The 25068-nt window shown below is 65.1% G+C and carries 21 protein-coding genes and 1 pseudogene; 13 read left to right on the top strand and 9 right to left on the bottom strand.

What is annotated here, in order from left to right:
- Positions 1-40: 40 nt before the first annotated feature.
- Both ACMGF8_RS23915 and ACMGF8_RS23910 read right to left on the bottom strand, forming a co-directional pair.
- Positions 41-1777, bottom strand: coding sequence for a thiamine pyrophosphate-binding protein (locus ACMGF8_RS23915; protein WP_102864892.1), 1737 nt, complete (start codon positions 1775-1777; stop codon positions 41-43).
- Entirely contained in the window at positions 1764-3521 is a 1758-nt protein-coding gene (locus tag ACMGF8_RS23910; RefSeq protein ID WP_102864893.1) for a flavin monoamine oxidase family protein, read from the bottom strand. Before ACMGF8_RS23910 ends, ACMGF8_RS23915 begins: the two co-directional genes overlap by 14 nt.
- A 250-nt stretch (positions 3522-3771) precedes the next feature.
- Between ACMGF8_RS23910 and ACMGF8_RS23905 the strand changes: the two genes are divergently transcribed.
- The 7 genes from ACMGF8_RS23905 (at position 3772) to ACMGF8_RS23875 (ending at position 11039) form a co-directional block, all read left to right on the top strand.
- On the top strand, positions 3772-4674 hold the full coding sequence (locus ACMGF8_RS23905) for a LysR family transcriptional regulator (RefSeq protein WP_250330163.1): 903 nt from the start codon (positions 3772-3774) through the stop codon (positions 4672-4674).
- A gap of 161 nt (positions 4675-4835) precedes the next feature.
- Complete coding sequence (locus tag ACMGF8_RS23900) at positions 4836-5948, top strand: tartrate dehydrogenase (RefSeq protein ID WP_060839957.1); 1113 nt, start codon at positions 4836-4838, stop codon at positions 5946-5948.
- Positions 5949-5953: 5 nt separating this feature from the next.
- Positions 5954-7402, top strand: a complete 1449-nt coding sequence (locus ACMGF8_RS23895; RefSeq protein ID WP_416757390.1) for an aldehyde dehydrogenase family protein — start codon at positions 5954-5956, stop codon at positions 7400-7402.
- 45 nt (positions 7403-7447) lie between these two features.
- Positions 7448-8206 (top strand): SDR family oxidoreductase, encoded by a 759-nt coding sequence (locus ACMGF8_RS23890; protein WP_416757388.1) that lies wholly within the window; start codon positions 7448-7450, stop codon positions 8204-8206.
- A gap of 651 nt (positions 8207-8857) precedes the next feature.
- Positions 8858-9832 carry a cyclase family protein gene (locus tag ACMGF8_RS23885; RefSeq protein WP_102864897.1) on the top strand — a complete coding sequence of 325 codons (975 nt, stop codon included), beginning with the start codon at positions 8858-8860 and terminating at the stop codon, positions 9830-9832.
- 81 nt (positions 9833-9913) lie between these two features.
- Positions 9914-10426, top strand: a complete 513-nt coding sequence (locus ACMGF8_RS23880; RefSeq protein ID WP_102864898.1) for a hypothetical protein — start codon at positions 9914-9916, stop codon at positions 10424-10426.
- Positions 10427-10508: 82 nt separating this feature from the next.
- Positions 10509-11039, top strand: a complete 531-nt coding sequence (locus tag ACMGF8_RS23875) for a hypothetical protein (RefSeq protein ID WP_305949891.1) — start codon at positions 10509-10511, stop codon at positions 11037-11039.
- Here ACMGF8_RS23875 and ACMGF8_RS23870 read toward each other — a convergent pair.
- Entirely contained in the window at positions 11032-11604 is a 573-nt protein-coding gene (locus tag ACMGF8_RS23870) for a LuxR C-terminal-related transcriptional regulator (protein WP_016967597.1), read from the bottom strand. The genes ACMGF8_RS23875 and ACMGF8_RS23870 overlap by 8 nt on opposite strands.
- 145 nt (positions 11605-11749) lie before the next feature.
- Between ACMGF8_RS23870 and ACMGF8_RS23865 the strand changes: the two genes are divergently transcribed.
- From ACMGF8_RS23865 to ACMGF8_RS23855, 3 genes are read left to right on the top strand one after another with little or no spacing between them, the layout of a single operon-like run.
- Complete coding sequence (locus tag ACMGF8_RS23865; RefSeq protein WP_102864900.1) at positions 11750-12928, top strand: acetyl-CoA acetyltransferase; 1179 nt, start codon at positions 11750-11752, stop codon at positions 12926-12928.
- A 2-nt stretch (positions 12929-12930) separates the two neighbouring features.
- Entirely contained in the window at positions 12931-14472 is a 1542-nt protein-coding gene (locus ACMGF8_RS23860) for a class I adenylate-forming enzyme family protein (protein ID WP_207166127.1), read from the top strand.
- Positions 14473-14515: 43 nt separating this feature from the next.
- Complete coding sequence (locus ACMGF8_RS23855; protein ID WP_416757384.1) at positions 14516-15856, top strand: MFS transporter; 1341 nt, start codon at positions 14516-14518, stop codon at positions 15854-15856.
- A gap of 58 nt (positions 15857-15914) precedes the next feature.
- Here the strand turns inward: ACMGF8_RS23855 and ACMGF8_RS23850 are convergent, their stop codons facing one another.
- The 4 genes from ACMGF8_RS23850 to ACMGF8_RS23835 all read right to left on the bottom strand — a co-directional run bounded on the left by ACMGF8_RS23850 (position 15915) and on the right by ACMGF8_RS23835 (position 20932).
- On the bottom strand, positions 15915-17084 hold the full coding sequence (locus tag ACMGF8_RS23850; RefSeq protein WP_115580375.1) for a hypothetical protein: 1170 nt from the start codon (positions 17082-17084) through the stop codon (positions 15915-15917).
- A 129-nt stretch (positions 17085-17213) separates the two neighbouring features.
- On the bottom strand, positions 17214-18629 hold the full coding sequence (locus ACMGF8_RS23845) for an amino acid permease (protein ID WP_416757381.1): 1416 nt from the start codon (positions 18627-18629) through the stop codon (positions 17214-17216).
- A gap of 155 nt (positions 18630-18784) precedes the next feature.
- Positions 18785-19846, bottom strand: a complete 1062-nt coding sequence (locus ACMGF8_RS23840; RefSeq protein WP_416757379.1) for an ornithine cyclodeaminase — start codon at positions 19844-19846, stop codon at positions 18785-18787.
- Between the two features lie 57 nt (positions 19847-19903).
- Positions 19904-20932 (bottom strand): histone deacetylase family protein, encoded by a 1029-nt coding sequence (locus ACMGF8_RS23835; protein WP_180988620.1) that lies wholly within the window; start codon positions 20930-20932, stop codon positions 19904-19906.
- Between the two features lie 133 nt (positions 20933-21065).
- Here ACMGF8_RS23835 and ACMGF8_RS23830 point away from each other — a divergent pair, with 133 nt between their 5' ends.
- Positions 21066-21554, top strand: coding sequence for an Lrp/AsnC family transcriptional regulator (locus ACMGF8_RS23830; RefSeq protein ID WP_170004083.1), 489 nt, complete (start codon positions 21066-21068; stop codon positions 21552-21554).
- Between the two features lie 57 nt (positions 21555-21611).
- On the opposite strand, the gene ACMGF8_RS23825 is transcribed toward ACMGF8_RS23830, so the two are convergent.
- On the bottom strand, positions 21612-21938 hold the full coding sequence (locus tag ACMGF8_RS23825; RefSeq protein WP_416760415.1) for a hypothetical protein: 327 nt from the start codon (positions 21936-21938) through the stop codon (positions 21612-21614).
- Here ACMGF8_RS23825 and ACMGF8_RS23820 point away from each other — a divergent pair.
- A complete protein-coding gene (locus tag ACMGF8_RS23820; RefSeq protein ID WP_416757377.1) occupies positions 21908-22726 on the top strand; it encodes a serine hydrolase domain-containing protein in 819 nt (272 codons plus the stop codon). The genes ACMGF8_RS23825 and ACMGF8_RS23820 overlap by 31 nt on opposite strands.
- A pseudogene (locus tag ACMGF8_RS23815) lies at positions 22618-23727 on the top strand (serine hydrolase domain-containing protein); the annotation flags it as partial. The gene ACMGF8_RS23820 and the pseudogene ACMGF8_RS23815, both read left to right, overlap by 109 nt.
- A 119-nt stretch (positions 23728-23846) precedes the next feature.
- On the opposite strand, the gene ACMGF8_RS23810 reads toward ACMGF8_RS23815, so the two are convergent.
- Positions 23847-25067 carry a PTS sugar transporter subunit IIA gene (locus ACMGF8_RS23810; RefSeq protein WP_416757375.1) on the bottom strand — a complete coding sequence of 407 codons (1221 nt, stop codon included), beginning with the start codon at positions 25065-25067 and terminating at the stop codon, positions 23847-23849.
- Between the last annotated feature and the right edge of the window lies 1 nt (position 25068).

Genomic DNA, 25068 nt, shown 5'->3' with positions numbered 1-25068 from the left:
GAGGCGTGGGCGGGCAAGCCGGCTCCTGCAGCGCGAGGGTTCAGTCGTTGTCGTTGTCGTGGCTGTGACGGGCGACGAACGACGGGCCGTCCGGCTTGGCCAGGCGCTTGATCTGCGGTGCCAGGTCCTGCCGGGGAATCACCACCTGGATCAGCGCCGGGCGGTCCTTGATCTGCAGCAGTTGCGGCAGCAACTGTTCCAGCCCGGCCCGGGTCGAGACCTTGAAACCCTCGGCGCCAAACCCCTTGGCCAGGGCCAGGTAGTCCCAGGTCGGCAGGGTGTCGAACGGGGCGAACTGGCCGCCGGGTTCGAAGGCGTCGATATCGACGAAAGCCTGTTCGATGGCGTAGACCTCGTTGCTCATGACGAACACCAGGGCGTTGATCCGGTTGCGTGCCAGGGTCGACAGCGACTGGCAGATCATCATGAAGCCGCCGTCGCCGGCCACCACGATCGGCCGCCGACCGCTGCCCATGGCCACCCCCAGGGCGCAGCCGGTTTCGTGGCCCAGGGAACCCCAGATGGCATCGGCGACAAAGCTGTCCCGAGGCAGGCCGTTGATGTTGCTGGCGGCATACAGGGCCGAGCTTTCACCGAGGATCAGGCTGCTGCCCGGCCACAGGTTCTGTTGCCGGGCAAAACCGTCGAGGATCTCCAGGAACAGGTCATAACCCAGTGCATCGTCGGGTGCGCCCTGTTGCAGTTGCGGCGGGCGCGCGGGTTCCGGAGCGTGGTTGCGCAGGGGGTAGTCGCTGTCCAGGCCCAGGGCCCCCAGCAGCCGTTGCACGTACTCCGGCAGCGGTACGTGGGGGTAGTACTGCAGGCCGGTGCGGGCCAGTTGGCTGTTGACCAGGATGATCCGGCTGAAGTCCTGGTTCAGCAGTTGCAGGTAGTCGTCGGTGAAGATCACCCCCAGGGCGAGGATGCAGTCCACGTCCTGCATGAAGGCCTGGGTCCACAGGCGCGAAGCGGTGCCGGCGTAGGTGCCGATGAACTGCGGGTGACTTTCGTCGACCACGGTCTTGGCTTCCAGGCTGGTGGTGAAGGGCAGGCCGCTGGCCTCGATCAGGCGCATTACCTGCTCCTGCAGGCCGTAGCGGGCCACCTCGATGCCGAGCATGATCAGCGGCGAGCGGGCGCTGCCCAGGCGCAGCAGGCTGGCCTCGATGGCGGCGCGCATCGAGTCCTCGTCGCAGCGGGCGGGCAGCGGTTGCAGTTCGCCCTGAGGGCGCGGGCAAGGTTCGCCCCAGACGTTCTGCCAGGCTTCCAGGTAGATCGGCCGGCGCTCGCTGATGGCCTTGACCAGCGCCTCGTCGATCAGCGCCGGGGCGCGCAGGCTGTCGTCAAGAATCAGGCTGGCCACGGTCACCGGCTCGAAGACCTTGCGGCCCACGTCCAGATCACCGGTGGAGTGGTGGAACAGCACGTCCTGGGACCAGATCAGGTCGCGGTTCTGCGCCGACGGGCTGGCGCTGATCAGCACCAGCGGATTGCGTTCGACATAGGCGCCGGCAATGGCATTCAGGGCACTGAAGGTGCCGACGCTGTATTGCAGCGATACCGCGCCGATCCCGGTGTAACGGGCATAGCCGTCGGCCGCGTAGGCGGCGGCCATCTCGTTGACTTCGCCCACCGCGTCGATGCCGTCGAAGTCGTCTAGGGCCGACATGAAGTGCGAGACGTAGTCCCCCGGCACCTGGAACACCTTGGTCAGGCCCAGTTGCTGCAGGCGGGTCAGCAGGTAGTCGGCGACGCTGAAGGGGTCATTGCTGGCCATGGGCGATCCCCTCGTAGGCGAACTGGGTGACGCCGTCCAGGGTCTTGGCGCAGTTCTGGCAGGGCAGCGGCTGGTCGCCGGGCAGGGTGCAGCCGTCCGGGGTCGGCACCGGCAGCAGGGCATAGTCCTTGGGCAGCCAGTTGGGGCGCTTGAGGCCAAAGAAATCCTGCAGGGTCGACTCGGCCACGGTCAGCGCGCCTTCCACCCAGCCCTGGCCCATGGAGTAGGCCTCGCCGACGATATGGATCTGCTGGTCGGCCACCGGCTTGCGCATGCGGCACAGGATCTGGTCGATCCGGTAGTTGGCCTTCCATTCGTGCCAGCCGCCGCCATAGGGATCGGCATCCCAGGCATGGTAGACCGCCGAGTAGGGGCGTGGCAGCTCCACCTGGTCATGCAGTTGAGTGACTTGCATCTGCGCCACCCGGACCATTTCGTCGCTGACCTGGAACTCGCTTTTGGGCACCACTGCTGCGGCTTGCAACTGCCCGGCGAGGCTGGCCGGCACATGGCCGACAAAGGGTGCACCGCCTTCGAGGCCTTTCCAGAAGGGCACGGTGCCGATGTCGTTGTAGGAGGCCATCAACAGCGAGTTGAGATTCGGCTGGCCGCCGGGCTGTTCGCACTCGGTACCCATGTAGTAGACCTGGCGCACCGGCAGGTCGGTGACCGAGCGCCCGGCCACCAGCCCGAGGCTGCGCCACCAGGGCTGTTCGTAGGCCAGAAACAGCTTGAACGCCGACTGCATCAGCACCGAGCCGAGGTTCTCCTTGAGCCAGGGATCGTCGAACAGCGGCGCATCGATCAGCTCCAGGGCACGACGGGGCATGGCCAGGATGATCTGCTTCGCCTTGACCACCTGGCTGCCGTCGATGTCCCGCGTGCTGCCCTGTTCGGTGACGGTGCTCTGGAAATGCAGGCGATAGGGGAAGTCGCGGTCCTTGGCGTAGCTGATCTGCACCAGGCGCTGGTTCATCTGCACCCGTTGCGCACCGGGCAAGATTCCCGGCAGCTTGCGGAACTTGGCCTCCAGGGTCAGGGGCAGGCTCTGGAAACCCTTGGTCAGGGTGAGGAACTCGGTGTCGTCGCTGTATTCGGTGGCGGGCAACTGGGTGACCGCGCTGGCGTTGGCGACGTTGGCGTCGTAGCCGCCGGCGTCCTTCATGAACTGGTAGCCCTCATTGCTCATGACCCGGTACAGCAGGTCCCAGAAGCCGTAGCGCCAGATTTCCTTGCCGAACACCTTGACCTGCATCTGCTGGCACAGGCTGAGCTGGTCGAAGCCCGGGTAGACGTAGTTCATCACCTTGACTTGCAGGTCCTCGGGGCCGAAGCCGCGCTCGGACCAGGCCAGGTCGTAGGGGATCTTGTGTGGCGCTTCCTTGAAGTCGCGATAACGAAAGCGCTTGCCCCGCAGGTAGAACAGGTTGTTCAGCGAGCCCACCGGGGGCGGCGCGCCCATGGGGAATTTCTGGCTTGGCAAGCGCAACTGCTTGACCAGGCTGTCCACCAGCACATGGCCGGTGGGGCCGGGGATATAGCGCATGCCGCCGACTTCCGCGACCACGTTGGGCAGCCCCGGCAGGTTGATGCTGAACAGCCGGCCGCCGATCCGGTCGCCGTATTCGAACAGGCCGATACGCAGTTTTTCACCTTGTTCATGCTGCAGGCGCCAGGCGCTGTAGGTGCCGGACACACCCCCACCGACCACCGCGACATCGAGTTCGAGTTCTTGAGGTTTCATGCTGAAGTCCTTTTCGCTGGGAGGCGGACAGGGAGGTCCGTCGCGACCAGTATTGTCCAGTTTTGGCGAAATGCCAGTTTGCCATTAGTGCATGTTTCGGCCCGTGTGTACGGGGCTTTTACGATGATTGTCGGACAATATGCGGGCCTGCTGGCGGGGCGCTCTGGGAGGGGCTTGAAGCGTCGCAGCAGCGTTGGACAGGGCGGCGCCAACTGCGTAGTTTTCACACACTGCGCACAAGGACTCCGCCATGTCTCCGGACCTGACTTCCATCGAGCTGTTTCTCAAGGCCCTGACCCTGGGCAACCTGTCCCGGGCCGCCGAGCAGTCGCACCTGTCGCTGTCGGCCGCCAGCCGGCGTCTGTCGCTGCTGGAGCAACACTTCAAGGTGGCGCTGCTGACCCGCACCTCCACCGGGGTGCAACCGACGGCGGCGGGGCAGGCGCTGGCCGAACATGCCCGCAGCCTCCTGCGGGCGGTGGATGTGATGCATGCTGACCTGGCCGACTTTGCCAAGGGCGCCACCGGCCGGGTCAGCCTGTACGCCAACAGCTCGGCGATGAGCCAGGAACTGCCCCGGCAATTGACCCAGTGGAGCGAGCTGCATCCGGGGATTCGCGTGGACATTCGCGAAGAGCGCAGCCGCGAGATTCTTCTGGCGGTGCGCGACGGCATCGCGGATGTGGGCATCGTCACCACCTTGCCCCAGGCCCGGGACCTGCACTTCAAGCCCTATTGCCGTGACCGCCTGTGCCTGATCGTGCCCCAGGCTCATCCGTTCAAGATGAGCCATGCGCGCTTCCAGGACTTACTGGGCTACGACTTCGTCGGCCTGGAAGACAACGCCGCCATCACCCCATTGATCACCGAGGCTGCGGCCGCGGTGAGCATGCCCTTGCGCCTGCGGGTGCAGGTGCGCAGCTTCGAGGCGGTGTGCCGGCTGATCGCCGCCGGTCAGGGCGTGGGGGTGCTGCCCCAGGGCGCGGTGCAGATCTTTCGCAAGGAGATGGCCTTGCGTTTTATCGAAATCGACGACCCCTGGGCCGATCGTCAGATGTTCCTCTGCCGACGCCGGGAGCAACCGTCCCTGGCCAGCCGCGAGCTGTTCGACTACCTGGCTGACTGCGATCGCAGCGCGGCGCCGCCGCCCTAGTCGCGGCCCCCTGGCTGCCTGGCGCCGCGAGCCTTCGAATTTTGCGAAGGTGGTTTCCACAATGAGCAATTCCCCTGGGCGCTTCCCCATGCCCAGAATGGGCTCGCCCGTACGCTTGACCTGCCTCGATAACAACAACACGTCAGACCAGGAGAGACGGCTTGTCCAGGATCAATCCCGCTGTAAAACCTCCCCATCGCATCGCGGTGATCGCCGGCGACGGCATCGGCCGCGAGGTGGTTCCCGAAGGCTTGCGCGTGCTGGAAGCCGTCAGCCGGCGCTTCGGCATCGCCTTGCAGTTCGATCATTTCAATTGGTGCAGCGAGCACTACCAGGCCCACGGCAGCATGATGCCCGAGGACTGGGCCGAGCAGATCGGCGACCACGAGGCGATCTTCTTCGGCGCCGTGGGCGCGCCGGATATCGTCCCTGACCATATTGCAGTCTGGGATTCGCTGCTGAAGATCCGCCGCCAGTTCGATCAATACGTGAATATCCGTCCGGTGCGGCTGATGCCCGGGGTGCCGTGCCCGCTGGCCGGGCGGGTGCCGGGGGATATTGATTTCATCGTGGTGCGGGAAAACACCGAAGGCGAATACTCCAGCGTCGGCGGGCGGATGTGGGAGGGCACCCCGCGGGAGATTGCCTTGCAGGAGTCGGTGTTCTCCCGTCACGGCGTGGACCGGGTGGTGAAGTACGCCTTCGAGCTGGCCAGCCGCCGGCCCCGGCGCAACCTGGTGGCGGCCACCAAGTCCAATGGCATCGCCATCACCATGCCGTTCTGGGACGAGCGGGTGGAGGCGCTGGCCAAGGCCTACCCCGAGGTCGACACGCGCAAGTTCCACATCGACATCCTCTGCGCGCATTTCGTCCAGCACCCGGACTGGTTCGATGTGGTGGTGGCTTCCAATCTGTTCGGCGACATCCTCTCCGACCTGGGCCCGGCCTGCACCGGCACCATCGGCATCGCGCCCTCGGCCAACCTCAACCCGGAGCGTCTGTACCCTTCGCTGTTCGAGCCGGTACATGGCTCGGCGCCGGATATCGCCGGGCTGGGGGTGGCCAACCCGATTGGTCAGATCTGGTCGGCGGCGCTGATGATCGAGCACCTGGGGCAGGGGGATGAGCTTTACCAGCGAGCCGCGGCGGCGATTGTCCAGAGCATCGAGACGGTGCTCGCCGAAGGCCCGCGCACCCGGGAAATGGGTGGCAACGCCAGCACCGTGGAAGTCGGGCGGGCGATTGCCGAGTGTCTGGCTGGCAACAGGAGCTGATGAAAATGAGCCTCGAACACTACATCGACAACCAATGGCAAGCCTCGTCCTGGGCCGAGGACATTCCGGTACTCGACCCCAGCACCGGCATCGCCTACGCGCGTATCGCCCGCGGCACCGCCGAGGACATCGACCTGGCGGTGCAGGCCGCGCAACGGGCCCTGGGTGACAACTTCGACGGGCCCTGGGGCAGCCTTTGCGCCCTGGAGCGTGGGCGCCTGCTGGCGCGCCTGGGCCAGGTGGTGCTGGAGCACCACGAAGAGCTGGCGCAGATCGAGGCCCGGGACACCGGCAAGGCGCTGAAGGTGGCCCGGGCCGACGCCACGGCCCTGGCGCGCTACTTCGAGTACTACGCCGGGGCCGCCGACAAGCTGCACGGCGACACCTTGCCCTACCAGGCCGGCTACACCGTGCTCACGGTGCGCGAGCCCCATGGCGTCACCGGGCACATCATTCCCTGGAACTACCCGATGCAGATCTTCGGCCGCAGCGTCGGCGCCGCCCTGGCGGCGGGCAACGCCTGCGTGGTCAAGCCTGCCGAGGACGCCAGCCTGTCGCTGCTGCGGCTGGCGGAACTGGCGGCCCAGGTGGGGTTTCCGGCGGGCACGATCAACGTGGTCAGCGGCTACGGCCACGAAGCCGGCGCGGCGCTGTGCGCTCATCCCGGCATTGCGCATATCTCCTTTACCGGTTCCACCGGCACCGGCGCCCGGGTGGCCAAGGCGGCGGCCGAACGGCATTGCCCGGTGACCCTGGAGTTGGGGGGCAAGTCGCCGCAGATCGTGTTTGCCGACGCCGATGTGGAGCGCGCGCTGCCGGTGCTGATCAACGCCATCGTGCAGAACTGCGGGCAGACCTGTTCCGCCGGCAGCCGCCTGCTGGTGCAGCGCAGCCTCTATGAACCGCTGCTGGAGCGCCTGGCCCAGTGCTTTGGCCAACTGCGCGCCGGGCCCTCGGAGCTGGACCTGGACATGGGCCCGCTGATCAATCAGAAGCAGCTGCGCCAGGTGCGCGAATTCGTCCGCGAAGCCGAGGCCGCCGGCATCCCGGTGGCGGCGCGCGGGCAGGTGGTGGCCGAGGCCGGCAGCGGCGGCTACTTCCACGAGGCGGTGCTGTTTCGCGATGTGCCGCCAGACAGCCGCCTGGCCCGGGAGGAGGTGTTCGGCCCGGTGCTGGCGGTGCTGCCCTTCGAAGACGAGGCCGAAGCCATTCGCCTGGCCAACGACAGCGCCTTCGGCCTGGTGGCCGGGGTCTGGACCCGGGACGGTGCGCGGCAGTTGCGCATGGCCCACAAGCTGCGCTGCGGTCAGGTGTTCATCAACAACTACGGCGCCGGTGGCGGTGTCGAACTGCCCTTCGGCGGGGTCAAGGCCAGTGGGTATGGCCGGGAGAAGGGCTTCGAGGCACTGCTGGGTTTCACCACCTTGAAGACCATCGCCATTCGCCACGACTGACGGCCGCCACGGCGGTCCATAACAACAAAAACAGGAGTCACTTCCATGCGTCTAGCCAACAAGACTGCCATCGTCACCGGCGCCGGTTCCGGCTTTGGTGAAGGCATCGCCAAGACCTTCGCCCAGCAGGGCGCCCGGGTCATCGTCGCCGACATGAACGCCACGGGCGGCCAGCGGGTGGTGGACGAGATCCGCGCCGCCGGCGGCCAGGCCCACTTCATCGAGGTCAACGTGGCCCAGGACGCCAGCGTTGGCGCCTTGCTGCGCAACACCCTGGAGCAATACGGCGGCCTGGACATCGTGGTCAACAACGCCGGCACCACCCACCGCAACCGGCCGATGCTGGAAGTCGATGAGGCCGAGTTCGACCGGGTGTTTGCGGTCAACGTGAAAAGCATCTTCCTCAGCGCCAAGCACTTCGTGCCGCATTTTCGCGGCCAGGGCGGCGGGGTGTTCATCAACATTGCCTCCACCGCGGCGATCCGGCCGCGCCCGGGGCTGGTCTGGTACAACGGCAGCAAGGGCGCGGTGGTAGTGATGAGCAAGACCATGGCCGCCGAGCTCGGGCCGGACAACATCCGTGTCAACTGCGTCAACCCGGTGGTCGGCGCCACGGCCCTGCTCAGTGAGTTCATGGGCGTGCCGGACACCCCGGAAAACCGCCAGAAATTCATGGCCACCATTCCCCTGGGGCGCTTCTCCACCCCCCAGGACGTGGCCAACGCCTGCCTGTACCTGGCCTCCGACGAAGCGGCGTTCATCACCGGCACCTGCCTGGAAGTGGATGGTGGACGTTGCGTCTGATGATCTGTAAAACCCTCCAGGCCCGCGGGTAATCCGTGCTTTGTGTAGCCGCTGCCGCAGGCTGCGAACGGCCCGCAGGGCCGCACAGTTCCAGCGGGCGCCTGGGCTTGACGGTTGATCGCCAGGCAAGGCCCTGCGGGCCTTTTCGCAGCCTCGCCGAGGCTCGGCAGCGGCTACAGCCAGTGCAAATCCGGGCTGGTGTAGCCGCTGCCGCAGGCTGCGAACGGCCCGCAGGGCCGCACAGTTCCAGCGGGCGCCTGGGCTTGACGGTTGATCGCCAGGCAAGGCCCTGCGGGCCTTTTCGCAGCCTCGCCGAGGCTCGGCAGCGGCTACAGCCAGTGTGAATCCGGGCTGGTGTAGCCGCTGCCGCAGGCTGCGAACGGCCCGCAGGGCCGCACAGTTCCAGCGGGCGCCTGGGGTTGACGGTTGATCGCCAGGCAAGGCCCTGCGGGCCTTTTCGCAGCCTCGCCGTGGCTCGGCAGCGGCTACAGCCAGTGTCAATCCGGGCTGGTGTAGCCGCTGCCGCAGGCTGCGAACGGCCCGCAGGGCCGCACAGTTCCAGAGGGCGCCTGGGCTTGACGGTTGATCACCCAAGCAAGGCCCCGCGGGCCTTTTCGCCCGCTTCAACCCAATCAATGGAGTGCATTCGACATGTGTGGGATCGATAACGACAAGAACCACCCCAATACCAAGCAGCTGCTTGAAGGCCTGCCAAAGAACTGGGGCAAGTGGGGCCCGGACGACGAGGTCGGCGCCCTCAACTACCTGCAACAGGCCGAGGTGCTGCGCGGCGTCGCCGCGGTGCGCCAGGGCAAGACCTTCACCCTGCAGGTGCAGATCGGCCACCCCGGCGGCGACCCGATGTGGCCGGCGCGCAACCCCTCGATGCGCTTCAACACCCTGGACCGCAGCCACTATCAGGCCGGCAAGCAGCCGTCCATGACCGGCGGTGCCGAGTACTGCGACGACGTGATCTTCATGCAACTGCAGGGCTCGACCCAGTACGACGCCCTGGGCCACGCCTGGTACGACAACCAGTTGTGGAACGGCTACGACGCCAGCAGCACCGTCGGCGGCATGGCCAAGGCCAGCGTGCTGCCGATTGCCGAGCGCGGCGTGGTGGGCCGCGCAGTGCTGATCGACATGGCCCGGCACCGCGGCAAGAAGTACCTGGGCCGCGGCGAGACCTTCAATCACCTGGACCTGCTGGCCGCCGCCAAGGCCCAGGGCGTGGCCATCGAGAAGCGCGACATCCTGATCATCCGCACCGGCTCCATGGGCGCCTTCTACGAGTACGGCAAGACCGAGTTCTTCAAGGACCTGGTGGAGCCCGGGCTGACCTACAGCCGCGAACTGGTGGACTGGTTCAACCAGATGGAGATCCCCAACCTGGTCACCGACACCATCGCCAACGAAGTGATCACCGACCCGGTGTCCGGGGTGCAGATCCCGCTGCACTGCGCGCTGATGCGCAACCTGGGGATCGCCTTCACCGAGATCGTGCTGCTCGAAGACCTGGCCGAGGATTGCGCCGCCGACGGCCAGTGGACCTTCCTCTACACCGCTGCGCCGTTGAAGATCGTCGGCGGCAGCGGGGCACCGGTGAACCCCATCGTCATCAAGTAGGCGGCGCTTGCTGGTGGAGAGGCGGGCGCAGGGTTTATCCTGCGCGCCCTCACCAAGACCGATAGGGATCATCGACCGATCATGCATGACGATTCGCACTCGCCGGACTGCAGCTGCTGCCTGGATCACGCCAATGCCCATCAGGGCGTACTCGATACCCTGGAGTTGATGGCCGACCACCCCGAGGCCAGCGAGGACGACATCGTCCAACTGCTTCAGGCGCGTGGCTACTCGGCCATCGCTGCGGAAAAACTCAACGCCTTCGTGCCATCGGCCCTGGCCTGGATCGTGCTCAAGCGCCTGGGGGTGAAACACCTGCCCAACCACTTCATCGCCCTGGATGAGGAGGGTGAGGAGGTCCGGGTTCCGGTGGCCGACCAGCACTACTTCACCGCCGCGCTGACCCTGGCCTACAACACCTTCGAAAACGGCTGGAGCGAGGTGCTGCCGCGCAAGACCTACGAAATGGTGGCTGGCCGCAGCGCCGAAATGGCCATGGCCAACGAGGCGCTGTATGCCGGGGAGTCCCTGCAGGGGTCCACCCTGGAGCCCGTGCAACTGCTGCGTCTGGATGCCCGGGCGGCGCTTGAGTAAGCGCCCGGACACTGGCGGGCCGCAGGTCATGGGGTTACCCTGCGGCTGTTTTTTTTGAGACCGATATGGACCTTCGCCTCCCGTGACCGATACCTGCCCGCCCAACGGCGCGCATTGCGCCGAATACCCCGACCACCAGACCGCCCACCAGGCCGTGGTCGAAGCCCTGCAAGTGATGGGCGCCCACCCCAAGGCCAGCGAAGACGAGATCGTGCAGATGCTCCAGGCCCGTGGCTACTCGGCCATCGTCGCCGAGAAGCTCAACGCCTTCGTGCCCTCGGCCCTGAGCTGGCCGCTGCTCAAGCGCCTGGGGGTGGAGACCTTCGTCGGTCACTTCGTCGCCTACGACGACAATGACCAGGAGGTGCAGATCCCGGTTTCCAGCCAGCACTATTTCACCGCCGCGCTGATGCTGGCCTACAACACGCTCGAAGCCGGCTGGAGCGAGGAGTTGCCCCACGGCACCTTTGTCAGCGTGACGCAACACAGCGCCGAGATGAACGCGGCGAACAAGGTGCTGAACCAGGGCGGCAGCCTGGAGGGCGGGACGATCGGGCCCTTGAAGTTGCTGCGGCTGAGCGCCAGCGAGGTGCTGGGGCAAGCCCCTAGCTGATGTAGATGATCTTCGACACCAGCTCGGCGCTGTTCTTGGCCTGCAGCTTCTTCATCAGGCGGGCGCGGTGCACCTCCACCGTGCGGTGGGAAATCGCCAGTTTGCGCGCCACTTCCTTACAGGTCAGGCCGTTGACGATGTGCAGCGATATCTCGCGCTCGCGTGGGGTCAGGCGCACGGTTGGCGCCAGTTGCCGGTCCAGGCGTTCGAAGTGCCAGATCATCAGCCCGAACGGATCGTCCGGGGTCAGGGAAAAGCCGTGGGCCCGGGCCCAGAACACCTCGCCATTGCGGTGCTGCATGAAGCGTTCGTCGGTATAGGACGCGCCCTGGCCGTTGCGCAGCCAGTGTTCGCTGCGTTCGCCAATGCTCTGGTAATCGGCCTGGGAGGGGTACAGCAACAGGGTCAGGTGATCCAGCAGCTGTTCGCGCTCATAGCCGAACAGGCGCAGGAAGGCCTGGTTGCAATCGAGCATGCGCCGATGCCCGGTGATCAACTGCGGTGCGGGGGAAACCTGGAAGGCCAGGCGCTCTAGGTCCTGGAGCTGCTGGGCATATACGGTCATGGGGCATCCTGCCTCGTGGAAGTCGGTGCGCCGCTCTGGCGAGCGGGGTACTACTTACTGCTGTACGTAGTTGCCCCAACTAGCGTCTGATTTCGGCGCTCGCCATTGTAGGGAATGCCCGCTTCAAGCACAGAAGAAAATCACCATGACCCATGCTTCCGTATCCATTGTTGCTGCTGCCCACACGTCTTTCGGCCGTCTGCAGGGCTCGACCCTCGAGGACCTGATTGTCCAGGTCACTCGTGAAGCCCTGGCGGATGCCGCGATTGACGCCGCCGAGATCGACGCCCTGTTCCTCGGACACTTCAACTCAGGCCTGGTGCCGGACGGTTTTCCGGCCTCGCTGATGCTGCAGGCCGATCCGCAATTGCGCTTCAAACCGGCCACCCGCTGCGAGAACGCCTGCGCCTCGGGCTCGGCGGCGATTCAGGCCGGGGTCAACGCGATCCGCAGCGGCGCCGCTGAACTGGTGCTGGTGGTGGGGGCGGAAAAGATGACCGGCAACTCCACCGCCGAGGTCACCCAAGCCCTGGCCGGAGCCGGTTACCAGAATGATCCGCAGGAGGCCGGCCTGAGCTTTGCGCAGCTGTTTGCCCGGGTCGCGCAGCAGTACACCGAGCGCTACCACAGCCCGCTGGCCTCGATGGCGGCGATTGCGGTGAAGAACCACAGCAATGCCATGGCCAACCCGCTGGCGCAGATGCATCGGCCGATGGACTTCGAGCATTGCAACAATGTGTCCCAGAGCAATCCGCTGATTGCGCCGTCGCTGCGCCTCACCGACTGCTCGCTGATCAGCGACGGCGCGGCGGCCATTGTCCTGGCGTCACCGCAGCGCGCCCGCTCGTTCCGGCGCGAGGTGGCGATCCGCTCCCTGAGCCAGGTCAATGACCTGCTGCCGATGGCCAGTCGCGACATCCTCGCCTTCGACGGCCCGCAGCGGGCCATCCACGGCGCCTTGCGCGAGGCCGGGGTAAGCCTGGGGGACATGAACTTCGCCGAGGTCCACGACTGCTTCACCATCGCCGAGCTGTTGATCTACGAGGCCATGGGCCTGGCGCCCAAGGGCGAAGGCCATCGGGCGCTGGACGAGGGCATCGTGCGCCAGGGCGGTCGTTTGCCGGTCAACCTGTCCGGTGGGCTCAAGGCCAAGGGCCACCCGGTGGGCGCCACCGGGGTCTCGATGCATGCCCTGGGCTTTCGCCAATTGATCGGCGAGCCCATTGGTCTGGGCGTGCCCCGTGCCGAGTTCGGCTTGCTGTTCAACATGGGCGGGATGGCGGTAGCCAACTACGCGTCGGTCCTGCAAGCGGTCAGGACCTGAGCATGAACATCGCTCATTGGCTGCTGGATGCGGCTCAACGCTGGCCCCAGCGTCCAGCGCTGTTCGCGGGCTGCCGCCAGGTGGCCGACTATCAGGACTTCGCAACCCGGGTCCGGGCTCGGGCCCTGCACCTGCGTCAAGGTCACGGCATCGCCCCGGGGGAGCGGGTGGCGTTGCTGATGAAGAACAGTTGCGACTACCTGGAACTGCTCTACGCCATCTGGTGGAGCGGGGCGGTGGCGGTGCCGGTCAACAGCAAGCTGCATCCGCGGGAGGCGGCCTGGATTGTCGGCAACGCCGGGGCTCGGGCGATCTATACCGACAGCGGGCGGACTTTCGAGCTTAAGGACTTGCCGGACAACTGCCGCGAGTTGCCCGGTTACGCCAGCCCCGCGCCGGCGCCAGCCCCGGGCCACGAGCTGCTGGAGCCCTGTCCGCGCAGGGACGATGATCTGGCCTGGCTGTTCTACACCTCGGGCACCACCGGCCGTTCCAAGGGGGTGATGCTGTCCCATGGCAACCTGATGGCCATGTCGCTGTGCTACCCGCTGGATGTGGACCCGGTGCAGGCCACTGATGCGGTGGTCTATGCCGCGCCGATGTCGCACGGGGCCGGGCTCTACAACTTCATTCACGTGCGCTGCGGGGCCCGGCATGTGGTGCCGGAGTCACGGGGGTTCGACGCGCAGGAGCTGTTCGGGTTGGCGCAGGAACTGGGGCAGGTCAGCCTGTTTGCCGCCCCGACCATGGTCAAGCGCATGGTCGAGCAGGCCCGGCAGCAAGGCTATGACGGCGCGGGGATCAAGACCCTTGTCTACGGTGGGGCCCCCATGTACCTGGCGGACCTGGGCCAGGCCCTGGAGACCTTCGGCCCGCGGTTGGTGCAGATCTACGGCCAGGGCGAGTGCCCGATGACCATCAGCGCCCTGTCCCGGGAGCTGATCGCCGACCGCGAGCATCCCGACTGGCCCGCAATCGCGGCCTCGGTGGGGCGGCCGCAGTCCTGTGTGGAGGTGCGGATAGTCGATGCCGATGGACAGCGCCTGGGCCCCGGCGAACCCGGGGAAATCGCTGTGCGCGGGGCCCCGGTGATGCACGGCTACTGGGACAACCCGTCAGCCACTCAGGCGGCCCTGGTGGACGGCTGGTTGCTCACCGGCGATATCGGCTTTCTCGACAGTCGCGGGATGCTGACCCTCACGGACCGCTCCAAGGATGTGATCATTTCCGGCGGCAGCAATATCTACCCACGGGAAGTGGAAGAGGTGCTGATGCAGCATCCCGGGGTGTTCGAGGTCTGCGTGGTGGGGCAGGCGGATGCCGAGTGGGGCGAATCGGTGGTGGCTTTCGTGGTGCTGCGCTGCCCTGGCGGCCTCGATGCTCAGGCACTCAACCAATGGTTCGTGACCCGCATGGCCTCGTTCAAGAAGCCCAGGAAATACCTGTTTTGCCGCGAGCTGCCCAAGAACAGCTACGGCAAGATTCTCAAGACCCGCTTGCGCCAGTGGTTGCAGGACCCCACAGGGTCCATCGCCGACCTCTGAAAGATTTTTTCCATGGACAGCAATACGACAGGAGTCTCCCAACATGGACATGACCTCTTGCAATCCCCAGCGCCAGCGGCGCCGGGCCTTTATCGGCGCGACCTCGGGCCACTTGATCGAGTGGTACGACTACGGCGTCTATGGGTTCCTGGCGCTGTACATCGGCAAGGCGTTCTTCGTCTCCGATGACCCCACCAGCAGCCTCTTGGCGAGCTTTGCGGCCTTTGCCCTGAGCTTTTTCATCCGTCCCCTGGGCGGGCTGTTCTTCGGCCCCCTGGCGGACAAGATCGGTCGGCGCAAGACCCTGATCACCGTACTGATGCTGATGGCCGGTTCCACCTGCCTGCTGGGCCTGCTGCCGACCTACGCCAGCATCGGCATCGCCGCGCCGATCCTCCTGGTGCTGATCCGCTGCGTGCAGGGGTTTTCCGCCGGAGGCGAGATCGGCACCATCACCAGCTTCATTTCCGAATACGCCGGGCCCGGGCGCCGGGGCTTTGCCACCTGCTGGCTGATGGTCACCGCGGTGCTAGGCCTGTTGCTGGGCGGCGCCGTGGCCAATGGCATGACCTGGGCCCTGGGGGCCGAGTTGATGCAGGACTGGGGCTGGCGAATTCCGTTCCTGATCGCCGGACCCCTGGGGTTCATCTCGCTGTACATCCGCCTGAAGCTCGAAGACAGCCCGGAGTTCCTGGCCCTGGTGCACGCCGGAGAGACCTCCAAGGCACCGCTGCGGGAGGTCTGGCAGTGGAAGCGCTCGATTGCCCTGGTGTTCTTCATCATCACCCTGCACAGCTCGATCTTTTACCTGGTGCTGACCTTCGCCTCGACCTATATGTCCAACACCCTCAAGTTCGACAGCGGCACTACCTTGCTTTACGTGTTCGTCGCCAGCCTCTCGGCGGCCCTGGTCATGCCCCTGGGCGGCGCCTTCACCGACCGCTACGGACGCAAGCCGTTCCTGATGGTGATCGGCACCCTGGCCACCCTGGCCATGTACTGGTTCTTCAAGACCGCGCCCAACGCCACCCCGGCCATGCTGTTCTGGCCGCTGATGGCGGTGGCGATCCTGTTCGGACTCTACGCCTCCTCGACCTACGCCCTGATGAGCGAACTGCTGCCGACCCGCATCCGCTCCACCGGGATTGCCGTGGCCTACAACATTCCCGTGGCAGTGTTCGGTGGCAGTGCACCGTTGATCTCCACCTGGCTGATCAAGCTCACCGGCGACATCACCTCGCCCTGGTATTTCTACGTGGCCACCGGGGTGGTGTCGTTGATTGCCCTGGTGGTGCTGCGCAAGGAGGACTTTGTCGCCTGCGCTCCCGGCTCGCACACCCCAGGCAGCCTGGCACCCCCGTTGCTGGTCAACCCGGCGCCCTGAGCCAGCAGGCCGTCTGCGGCCTGGGGGTTCAGCAGGTGGGGGGCAGCTGGTGCGGGATTCAGGAGCCCTGGGGTTTCCAGCATGCCGCCGGTGGCGCGGCACCGGCACAGGCGCGGTTTTGGCCATACAGCGGTTTTGCCGGCTTGCGGGTTACCGCGCTGTTGCGGGTCCTGATGCAGGTGCGGGTATAGCGGTGCATCTGGTTCAGCGCCAGGTTGCGCAGCCCCTTGGGGCAGATCAACAGGGCCTCGCCGAAAGAGAAGAGTTGAAAGCCCTGAACTTCCAGGCGCTGCTTCGAGGTCAGGCGGGTGTTCCACATCAGTGGGTCCAGGTCATGCAGTTCGAGGTCATCGTGCAGCACGAATCGTTCGACTCCGTCCTGACGCACATCCAGGCTGCCGGCGGCCTTGTAGGTGATCTGGCTCATGGCCCCGGGCAGCACCAGAAGAAAGGCTGCGGCCAGGAGCAGGGTGCACATCAGGGCATAGAAGACCCGTTTGTAGGGACTACCGGCCTTGCAGTAGAAGAACACGATGGGCAGCAAGGAGAAGAGCAGCCCCAGGAAGTTCAACAAGGCTGGTAAGTGTGGCGAGTCATTGGACACTTCGTTGCTGTAGGCATTGATGATCAGCAGGCTGGTGAAGATCCCCGAGATCACCGTGCCCAGCAGGCAGAGTGTCAGGGTCACGAACAGGCCACCCCAGGTGCCCCTGCCCGCAACGGGGTGTTTCTCCAGACTGCTGTGGATCACGCGTTTGAACGCGGGGCGTGACATCACCAGCCCTGTCACCAGTACCACCACCGCCACCAGTATCAGCGACGCCAGTGCCTCACCCAGATGCACGTAGTAGCTGAGCACGATCAGAGTCAGGAAGCCTGCCAGGACCGGCAAGGTCAGCCATACCACCACATCGTTCATGTGTTCTGGAGTGTTGCGAAACACATCGTTTGCCAGCCCGAACAGCAGGGTGGTGACCGTAAGCAGCAGCAAGTAGATCAGCATGAGAAACAGCACCATGACCAGCCAGACCACCAGCGCCGATCTGGCATCGATGGAGGCCATGAACAGGTCGGTGCGGCCGATGGCCCGGGTGTACATGTACAGGCTGAACAGCCCCAGCGCGGCGGCGCTCAGGCCGATGACGGTGCCGATCTGGCTCCAGTAGTTGAGGACGCGTTTGAGGTTTTTCCTGAACACCTCTTCAAAGGTGGGTCCTGCGACTTGCATGTGGGCACTCCCTGGCAACGGCGATGGCGGCGGGAGTAGAACAAGACGAGGGGGCTCTGTCGATGCTTTTGCACGCAGGACCGGGCTCCGACAGTGCCGCTCCCTGGCCCAGTCTTTCAGGCTCGCGCCTCAGCGATATTGCGCCGCCGCTTGCAGCGGTGTCCGCCCCTTGCGCCCGGCCGTCAGGCGATAGGCAATGGCCAGCCAGACGAACCACGCCGGCATCACGCACAGGGCCATGCGGGTATCCGGGCGCAGGGCCAGCAAGGCCAGGACGAACAGCAGGAACGCCAGGGCGAACCAGGCCATGGGCACGCCGCCGGGCATCTTGTACTGGGAACCGGCGTGCAGTTCAGGGTGCTTTTTGCGGTAGGCGATGTAGGACGCGAGGATGGTCGACCAGGTGAAGATCACCAGGATCGCCGACACCGTCGACACCAGGGTGAAGGCGGTCATCACCTCCGGAACCACGTACAGCAACAGCACCCCCAGCAGCATCAGCAGGTTGGTGAAGGCCAGGCTGATCACCGGAACGCTATGCCCTGACAGGCGTTTGAACAAGCGTGGTGCGTTGCCCTGGTCCGCCAGGCCGAAGAGCATGCGACTGGCGGAGAACACGCCGCTGTTGGCCGAGGAAGCCGCGGAGGTCAGCACCACGAAATTGACGATGCCCGCCGCAGCCGGAAAGCCGGCGATCAGGAACAACTCCACGAACGGGCTCTTGCTCGGCGACACCTGCTGCCAGGAGGTCACGGCGATGATGCATGCCAGGGCCAGCACATAGAACAGGATGATGCGCAGCGGAATCGCGTTGATGGCCCGGGGCAGGGTCCGGCGCGGGTCGCGGGTCTCCGCCGCTGCGGTGCCGATCAGCTCGGTGCCGGCAAAGGAGAAGATCGCCATCTGGAAACCGGCGAAGAAGCCCAGCAGGCCGTTGGGAAAGGCGGCCTGGCGGTCCAGCAGGTGGTTCAGGGAGGCGCTCACCCCGGACGGCGAGACAAAGGCGGTGGCGATCAGCACCAGGCTCACCGCGATCAGGGTGACCACGGCGATGATCTTGATGATGGCGAACCAGAACTCCACCTCGCCGAACAGTTTCACCGTCAGCACGTTGAGGGCGAACAGGGTCAGCATCATGGCGATGGCGGGAACCCAGGCCGGCACATCGGGGAACCAGTACTGGAAGAAGCCGCCCACCACCACGGCATCGCCCACCACCGCGACACTCCAGCTCAGCCAGTAGGACCAGCCGAGGAAGAACGCCGCCTGGGGCCCCAGGTAGGCACCGGCGAAATCGGCAAAGCTCTTGAAGTTCAGGTTCGACAGCAGCAGCTCGCCCATGGCGCGCATCACCAGGTACACGAACAGGCCGATGATCATGTAGATCAGGATGATCGAGGTGCCGGACATGGCGATGATCTTGCCCGAGCCCATGAACAGCCCGGTGCCGATGGCGCCGCCCATGGCCATGAGCTGGATATGACGGTTATGCAGGGTGCGTTGCAGCGTCGGGTGCTCGGAGGCCCCGAAGGTATCTGGATTCATCACAAAACCTCTTGATTTTATAGTTGTCGAGTTTTGGCAGTGGAAGGTCGTTGGGGGCTGCGGTCTGTGATTGTTGTGGTGCAGCCGGGTCAGGTATTGCCCGTGAACAGGGGCACGAGGCCGGTTCCCTGTTCATGGGCCACAGGAGCGCTCTTTCAGCCGGCGGTGATCCGTCGTGGTGCCGTCGCCAGGGAGGCGGGGCGCTGTTGCAGCAACTGGTACAGGTCCTTGATATTGGCCGGCGTGGGCACCAGCTGAATCTGCTCGCCGATGCCGTGCTGGCGTGCCAGGTCATGCAGGTAGCGCAGGGACGCGAAGTCTTCCAGGGCGAAACCCACCGAGTCGAACACCGTGACCTGGGCCTCATGCTCGCGGCCCGGCGCCAGGCCCTGGGCAATGCGGAAGTACTCGGTGACCGGGAACTGCGCCGGCATCTGCTGGATATCGCCCTCGATGCGGGTCTGGGGTTCGAACTCGACGATCACCCGGGCGTTGCGCAGGATGTCCGCGTGCAGCTCGGTCTTGCCCGGGCAATCGCCGCCCACGGCGTTGATGTGCATGCCTGGCTCGATCAGTTCGGGGGTGAGGATGGTGGCGTAGGCCTTGTCCGCGGTGACCGTGGTCACGATGTCCGCGCCCTTGACCGCATCGGCCACCGAGTCGGCGATGCGCACCTCGAGCCCTGGCCAGGCCTGCAGGTTGTGCTTGAGCTTGTGGGACGCTTCAACGTCGATGTCGAAGATCCGCAGCTCGCTGATGCCGAGCATTTCATGGAAGGCGATGGCCTGGAATTCACTCTGGGCGCCGTTGCCGATGAGTGCCATGCGGCGGGCGTCCTTGCGGGCCAGGGATTGCGCCACCAGCGCTGAAGTGGCGGCGGTGCGCACCGCGGTGGTCAGGGTCAGTTCGCTGAGCAGCACCGGGTAGCCGCTGTCGACCTGGGCCAGCACACCGAAAGCCATCACCGTCAGCAGGTGCCGGGCGGGATTGCCGGGGTGGCCATTGACGTACTTGAACGCGTACTGCTGGCCATCGTCGGCGGGCATCAGCTCGATGACGCCAGTGGCGGAGTGATTGGCGGTGCGCGGGGATTTCTCGAAGGCTTGCCAGCGCTGGTAGTCGGCCTGGATGTAGCCGGCCATTTCCCGGATCGCCCGGCCTATGCCCAGGCGCGAATACAGGTCCGCTGCGTGATCCACATCGATGAACAAGGTCATGTCTTTTCCCTCTCGGTCAGAACGTTGAAAACTGCTGGGCAGTGCGACGCTGGTGCATTAGCGGTTGGCATGGCCGTGGAGCACATTGACCGCGTTGATGCCGATCTCATCCACCATGTAGCCGCCCTCCATGACGAACAACGTGGGTACGCCCACGCCGGCGATGACCTGGCCCATGCCGAGGAAATCCTCGCTTTCCAGAAGGAAGTGGCTGATGGGATCGTCCTTGAAGGTGTCGACGCCCAGGGACACCACCAGCAGCTCCGGGGAGAACTCGCGAAGCCGGGCGCAGGCCTGGATCAGTGCTTCCCGGTAACGCTGCCAGGTGGTGCCTCGGGGCAGGGGGACGTTCAGGTTGCAGCCTTCGCCGGCGCCGGCCCCACGCTCCGCGGCGAACCCCGAGTAGTAGGGGTAGGAGACCGCCGGATCGCCGTGCAGCGAGACGAACAGGACGTCATCACGCTCGTAGAAAATGTTCTGGGTGCCGTTGCCGTGGTGGAAGTCCACGTCCAGCACCGCTACGCGTTTCGCGCCCCGGGTCACGGCGTGTTGCGCGGCAATGGCGGCGTTGTTCAGGTAGCAGTAGCCCCCCATGTATTCCCGTGCCGCGTGATGGCCCGGCGGACGGCACAGGGCAAAGGCACTGTCCTGGCCTTCGTCGATCAGCGCCAGGCCGGTGAGGGCAATATCGGCGCTGGTGCGCACGGCATTCCAGGTGGTGGCGGTGATGGGCGAGCCGGCATCCATGGCGAAGAAGCCCAGCTTGCCGTCGATGAACTCCGGCACCTGCTGGTTGGCCAGGTCGCGTACCGGCCACACCAGGGGCAGGGCGTCGTGGCTGCGGCCGGTGGCGCGCCATTCGCTCCAGGCGCTTTCCAGGAAGGTCACGTAGCGTTCGCTGTGGGCGGCGACGTAGCAGGAACGGTCGAAACGGCGGGGGACGATGATGTCGCCAAGCCCCACGTGCCTGACCCGGTCGCGGACCGTATCGGCCCGGCTGGGTTGCTCGAAGGAGGGCTTGAGCACCCCATCCTTCAACTCGGTGCCGTGGTGCAGGCGGTGGGATTCGCTGAAGACGGTAAGCATGCTGAACGCATCCATTGTTGTTGTCCGGTGCAAATAGTTTGTTCCGGCATGGCTGCGACTTCTTTGCTTTTTGTTCTGATGGAATTAGAGTTTTGGGTAATATTTTTCCATTGAGTGGCTACTTGTGAAAAAAATGACTCGAAGGGTGTCCCTGGACGAAACCGACCTGGCAATCCTCGCCCTGTTGCAGCAGGACGCGAGCATTTCCAACGCCGAACTCAGCGAGCGCCTGTCCCTGAGCCTCACCCCCTGCTGGCGCCGGCGCAAACGCATGGAAGAGGAGGGGGTGATCAAGGATTACCAGGCCAACCTCGATCGGCGCCTGCTGGGGCTGGACATCATGGCCTTCGTGCATGTGCGTTTTGCCACCCACTCTGACCAGACTCCGGATGACTTCGAGGCGGTGATCATGCGGTTGCCCGAGGTCCAGGCCTGCCACAAGATCACCGGTGACGCCGACTACCTGTTGCAGGTGCTGGCCCAGGACCTGGACAGCTACAGCGATTTTGTCGAGCAGGTGCTCAGGCGCCAGCCGGGCATCGCCTCGATCCAGTCGAGCCTGGCGCTGCGGGAGATCAAGGCCACCAGTCGCCTGGCAATTGCCCCGGCACCGGCCCGTTGAGTCGAACCCCGGTTACTGGAATTCTCCGCTGATCAGGTGGCCGTCTTCTAGGCGACTTCACGGCTGTCGGGCTTTGTGCGCCGCCTGCAAGGTCCGGCGCACGCCTTCGGCATAGGACGTCTTGGCGATGGGCCCGATCAAGCCTGGCAGGGCCGGGGAAACCTTGAAACGGCCGCTTTCGAAATCCTCGAAAGAGAACAGCGAGGCGTTCAGGCCAGCGGCCAGCACTGCCTCGTACTCGTCCAGGTAGTGCTCGTCCGGGCGTTTGGGGTCGAACGGGTCGCTGGGATACAGCAGGTGCTTGGCAGGTTCCATCAAGTGAAAGTGGGGCTGGGTCGAGGGACGCGGTGAGGATGGCGTTCGAACGGTGGATGATAACGGCATTTTTGCAGGCTTTGTTCCTGGGCCTGCAGCGCCTCACATCCCTGCACGTTTATTCACAGAAAATCACTGACTGCAGACAGATTCCAACGTTTGCCATGAGGATACTGGTGCGCCTTGCGAGGAGCCTCCCAAGGAGCCTGAAGGATCGACGTGACCAGAGGAAAACCCCCATGCGTTCCATGCTTGCAACCTTGCTGATCAGCACCTTGGGCGCGATGCCCCTGGCCCATGCCACCGAGCCTCTGGCGTTTCACGAGGTGTTCGACGACATCAAGCCTGACCAGCCCGGTTGCGCCGCCGGGGTGATGCGCGGCGCCAAAACGATCTGGAGCGCAGGGTACGGCGCTGCCGACCTGGCCACGGGCCGGGCGATCCAGGCCGATACCCTGTTCAACCTGGCCTCGGTGTCCAAGCAGTTCACCGGTTTTGCCATCCTTGAGCTCGAAGCCCAAGGTCGCCTGGATCTGAATGACTCGATCCGGCGCTTTGTGCCGGAGCTGCCGGCCTATGCCGAGGGCATCCAGATCCGTCATCTGCTGCACCACACCTCGGGCCTGCAGGACTACATGCTGCTGGCGGAGTTGGCGGGGATTCCCCTGACCCAGCGCTTCACCCAGCAACAGGCCCTGGATCTGCTGTTCAAGCAGAACGCCCTGATGTTTCCCCCGGCAGCGAATTCAGCTACAGCAACAGCGGTTATGTACTGCTGTCGAGCATCGCCGAGCGAGCCGCCGGCATGCCCCTCAAGGACTACAGTCGAGCCCATCTGTTCGAGCCCCTGGGCATGAGTCGCTCGAGCATTGTCGATCAGTACCCGGTGCAGTTGCCGAACCTGGCCCAGGGCTATGAACAGGGCGAGCCGTCCAAGGGCCCCGAAGCCGTGGACGCCCGCTGGGAACAGACCGGCGACGGTCAGGTGCACAGCACTGTGGCAGACCTGATGCTGTGGTTGCGCAACCTGTCCACGGGGCGGGTCGGGGGCACGGCGCTGGTGGAGAAGATGCGCCAGACCGAGCCCTTCAACGACGGTGACCCGGGCTATTACGGCATGGGCCTGGCCAACCGCAGTTATCGGGGCCTGCAAGAGGTGTCCCACAGCGGCAGTTGGGCCGGTTTCAGCACCGATGTGGCCTGGTACCCGAAGCTGGATGTGGCCACTGTGGTCCTGTGCAACAGCACGGAAGGGGAGGCGTCGGAGCGCGGGCATCGCTTGCTGGATGTCCTGCTGGGCCCGTCCTGGTTGCCCCGGGACACGGGCATTCCGGCGCCGCCGCCAAGCATCAAGGCGGTGCCCAAGGCGTTCTTGAATACGTTGGTGGCCGGCACCTACCTGGATGATCGCGGTCATCAGTTCCAGCTGCAACGCACCGGCAAGGGGTTTGTCCTGGACACCTTTCATGAGGTCCTGCCGTTGCTCCGCCAGAGCGATCAACTGATGGTGGCGGACAACGACGGCATCCCGATCTATCTCGCGGCGGCACCGGGGGCACGGATCGTCGGCAACAACCCGGCCTCGACCTACGTCCTGGCCCCGGCTTGGAAACCCGAGGATATTCGTCGTTATGTCGGCCTCTACGCGCTGCAAACCAGCCCCGGACAGCTCAAGGTCTACCCCCGGCAAGGCAAGCTCTACGTACGTATCGGCCAGCACAGCTATCCTTTGCAGCCGCTGACGACGGAGCGCTTTCGCGCCGGTGAACTGGGGGTGATCAGCTTTGCCGAGGAGGGTGCCGTGTTGACCAGCAGCGTGGCGCGCAATCTGCGCTTCAGGAAGGTGACGGGGCAATAGCCTCGGGCCGCATGTTGGTAACGGACAGTCGGGGCCTTCTTGCAGCCTTTTGAGGCGAGCATTTTAGACCTGGAAGCCCCACCACCTGCCCGGCACCTCGGACCAGGACCTTTGGGGGACTACCAGTGGTCAACCAGTTGCTTGACCTGCGACGCATCGTGGCACCGCAGCAGCGCTTGGCGAAAGCGTGGATTGGAGAACAACCGGGCAGTGTCCGCCAGCAGTTCCAGGTGTTGCTGATCGGCGGGGGCGGGCACCAGCAGCACGAGGATATCGCTCACCGGCTGCTGGTCGGGGGCGGCAAAGGCCATGGCGGTCTGCGGCCGCAGGTACAGCGCATGGATGCTGTCGAGCTCGGCGAGCCGCGCATGGGGCACGGCCACACCGTCGCCGATGGCGGTACTGGCGGCCAGTTCCCGGCGCCACAGACTGGCCGTGACCCAATCGCCGGGCAGTTGCCGAGTCTCTTGAAGATGCTGGCCAACCTGATCGAACAGGCGCTGTTTGTTCGAGATATTGACGTCGAGGAGGATGTCCTCGACCTGCAGATAGCGGGCAAGCTTGCTCATGGGCTTCTCCGGTCGTTTCAGGCTTGGCTCAAGGAGAATTGAAGCGCATTTGCCTGGCTGGGTCAGTGGCGGCCGGGCAGTCTTTACGAACTCTTTAGGTGGGGGCTGGCGGGTGGCAAGGGAGTGGCCGAGGAGGGTGGAGTTCTTGTGGGGGATCTGTTCAAAGACGATGGCGCCGTTGGTGTAGATGGGCGCGGCTTTGCGCGGTTGTTCACCGCTCCACAGGTATTCCTCGCCGATGATGTGTTGTTCGCTGTGGGCGTAGTGTGTGCCGCGTTTGTTGCTGCGGCTGAAGTTGAACTTGCGCGTGCGACGGCCGAAGGCGTCGTAGTTGTAGCGCCAGTGTTCGTTGTTGGGGGTGTAGAGGTCGGTGAGGCGATTGTCGCTGTTCCAGCGGTATTGCCAGCGCTGGGGGCGGAAGCCGTGGCGGTCGACGATTTTTTCGGCCAGGCGGCCGCAGGCGTCGTAGCGGTAGCGGTTGGCCCCGGACTTGACCACGCGCCCGCCTTTTTGCTCGGCCTTGACGCCCATGCCCTTTGCGCTGTGGATCTGCCCTTCGCTGAGCAGATTCAGGGCGTTGTCGTAGAGCCATTGCTGCGGCTGGCCCTGGCCCAGGTGGGCGGCGATCAGTTGCTGGTTGGCGTTGTAGCGGTACTGGCTCTGGCCCCAGCGGTTGTCGTCAATCTGGATCGGGTTGAAGGCTTTGTCGTAGCGGTAGTGGCGTTCGACAAAGGAGTTTGCGGCCGCGCCGGCCTTTTGCTCGGTCAGCAAG

It is taken from the genome of Pseudomonas sp. BNK-7, assembly GCF_048072025.1.
Classification (GTDB): domain Bacteria; phylum Pseudomonadota; class Gammaproteobacteria; order Pseudomonadales; family Pseudomonadaceae; genus Aquipseudomonas; species Aquipseudomonas danubii.
This window is presented reverse-complemented; position numbering and strand designations above follow the sequence as displayed.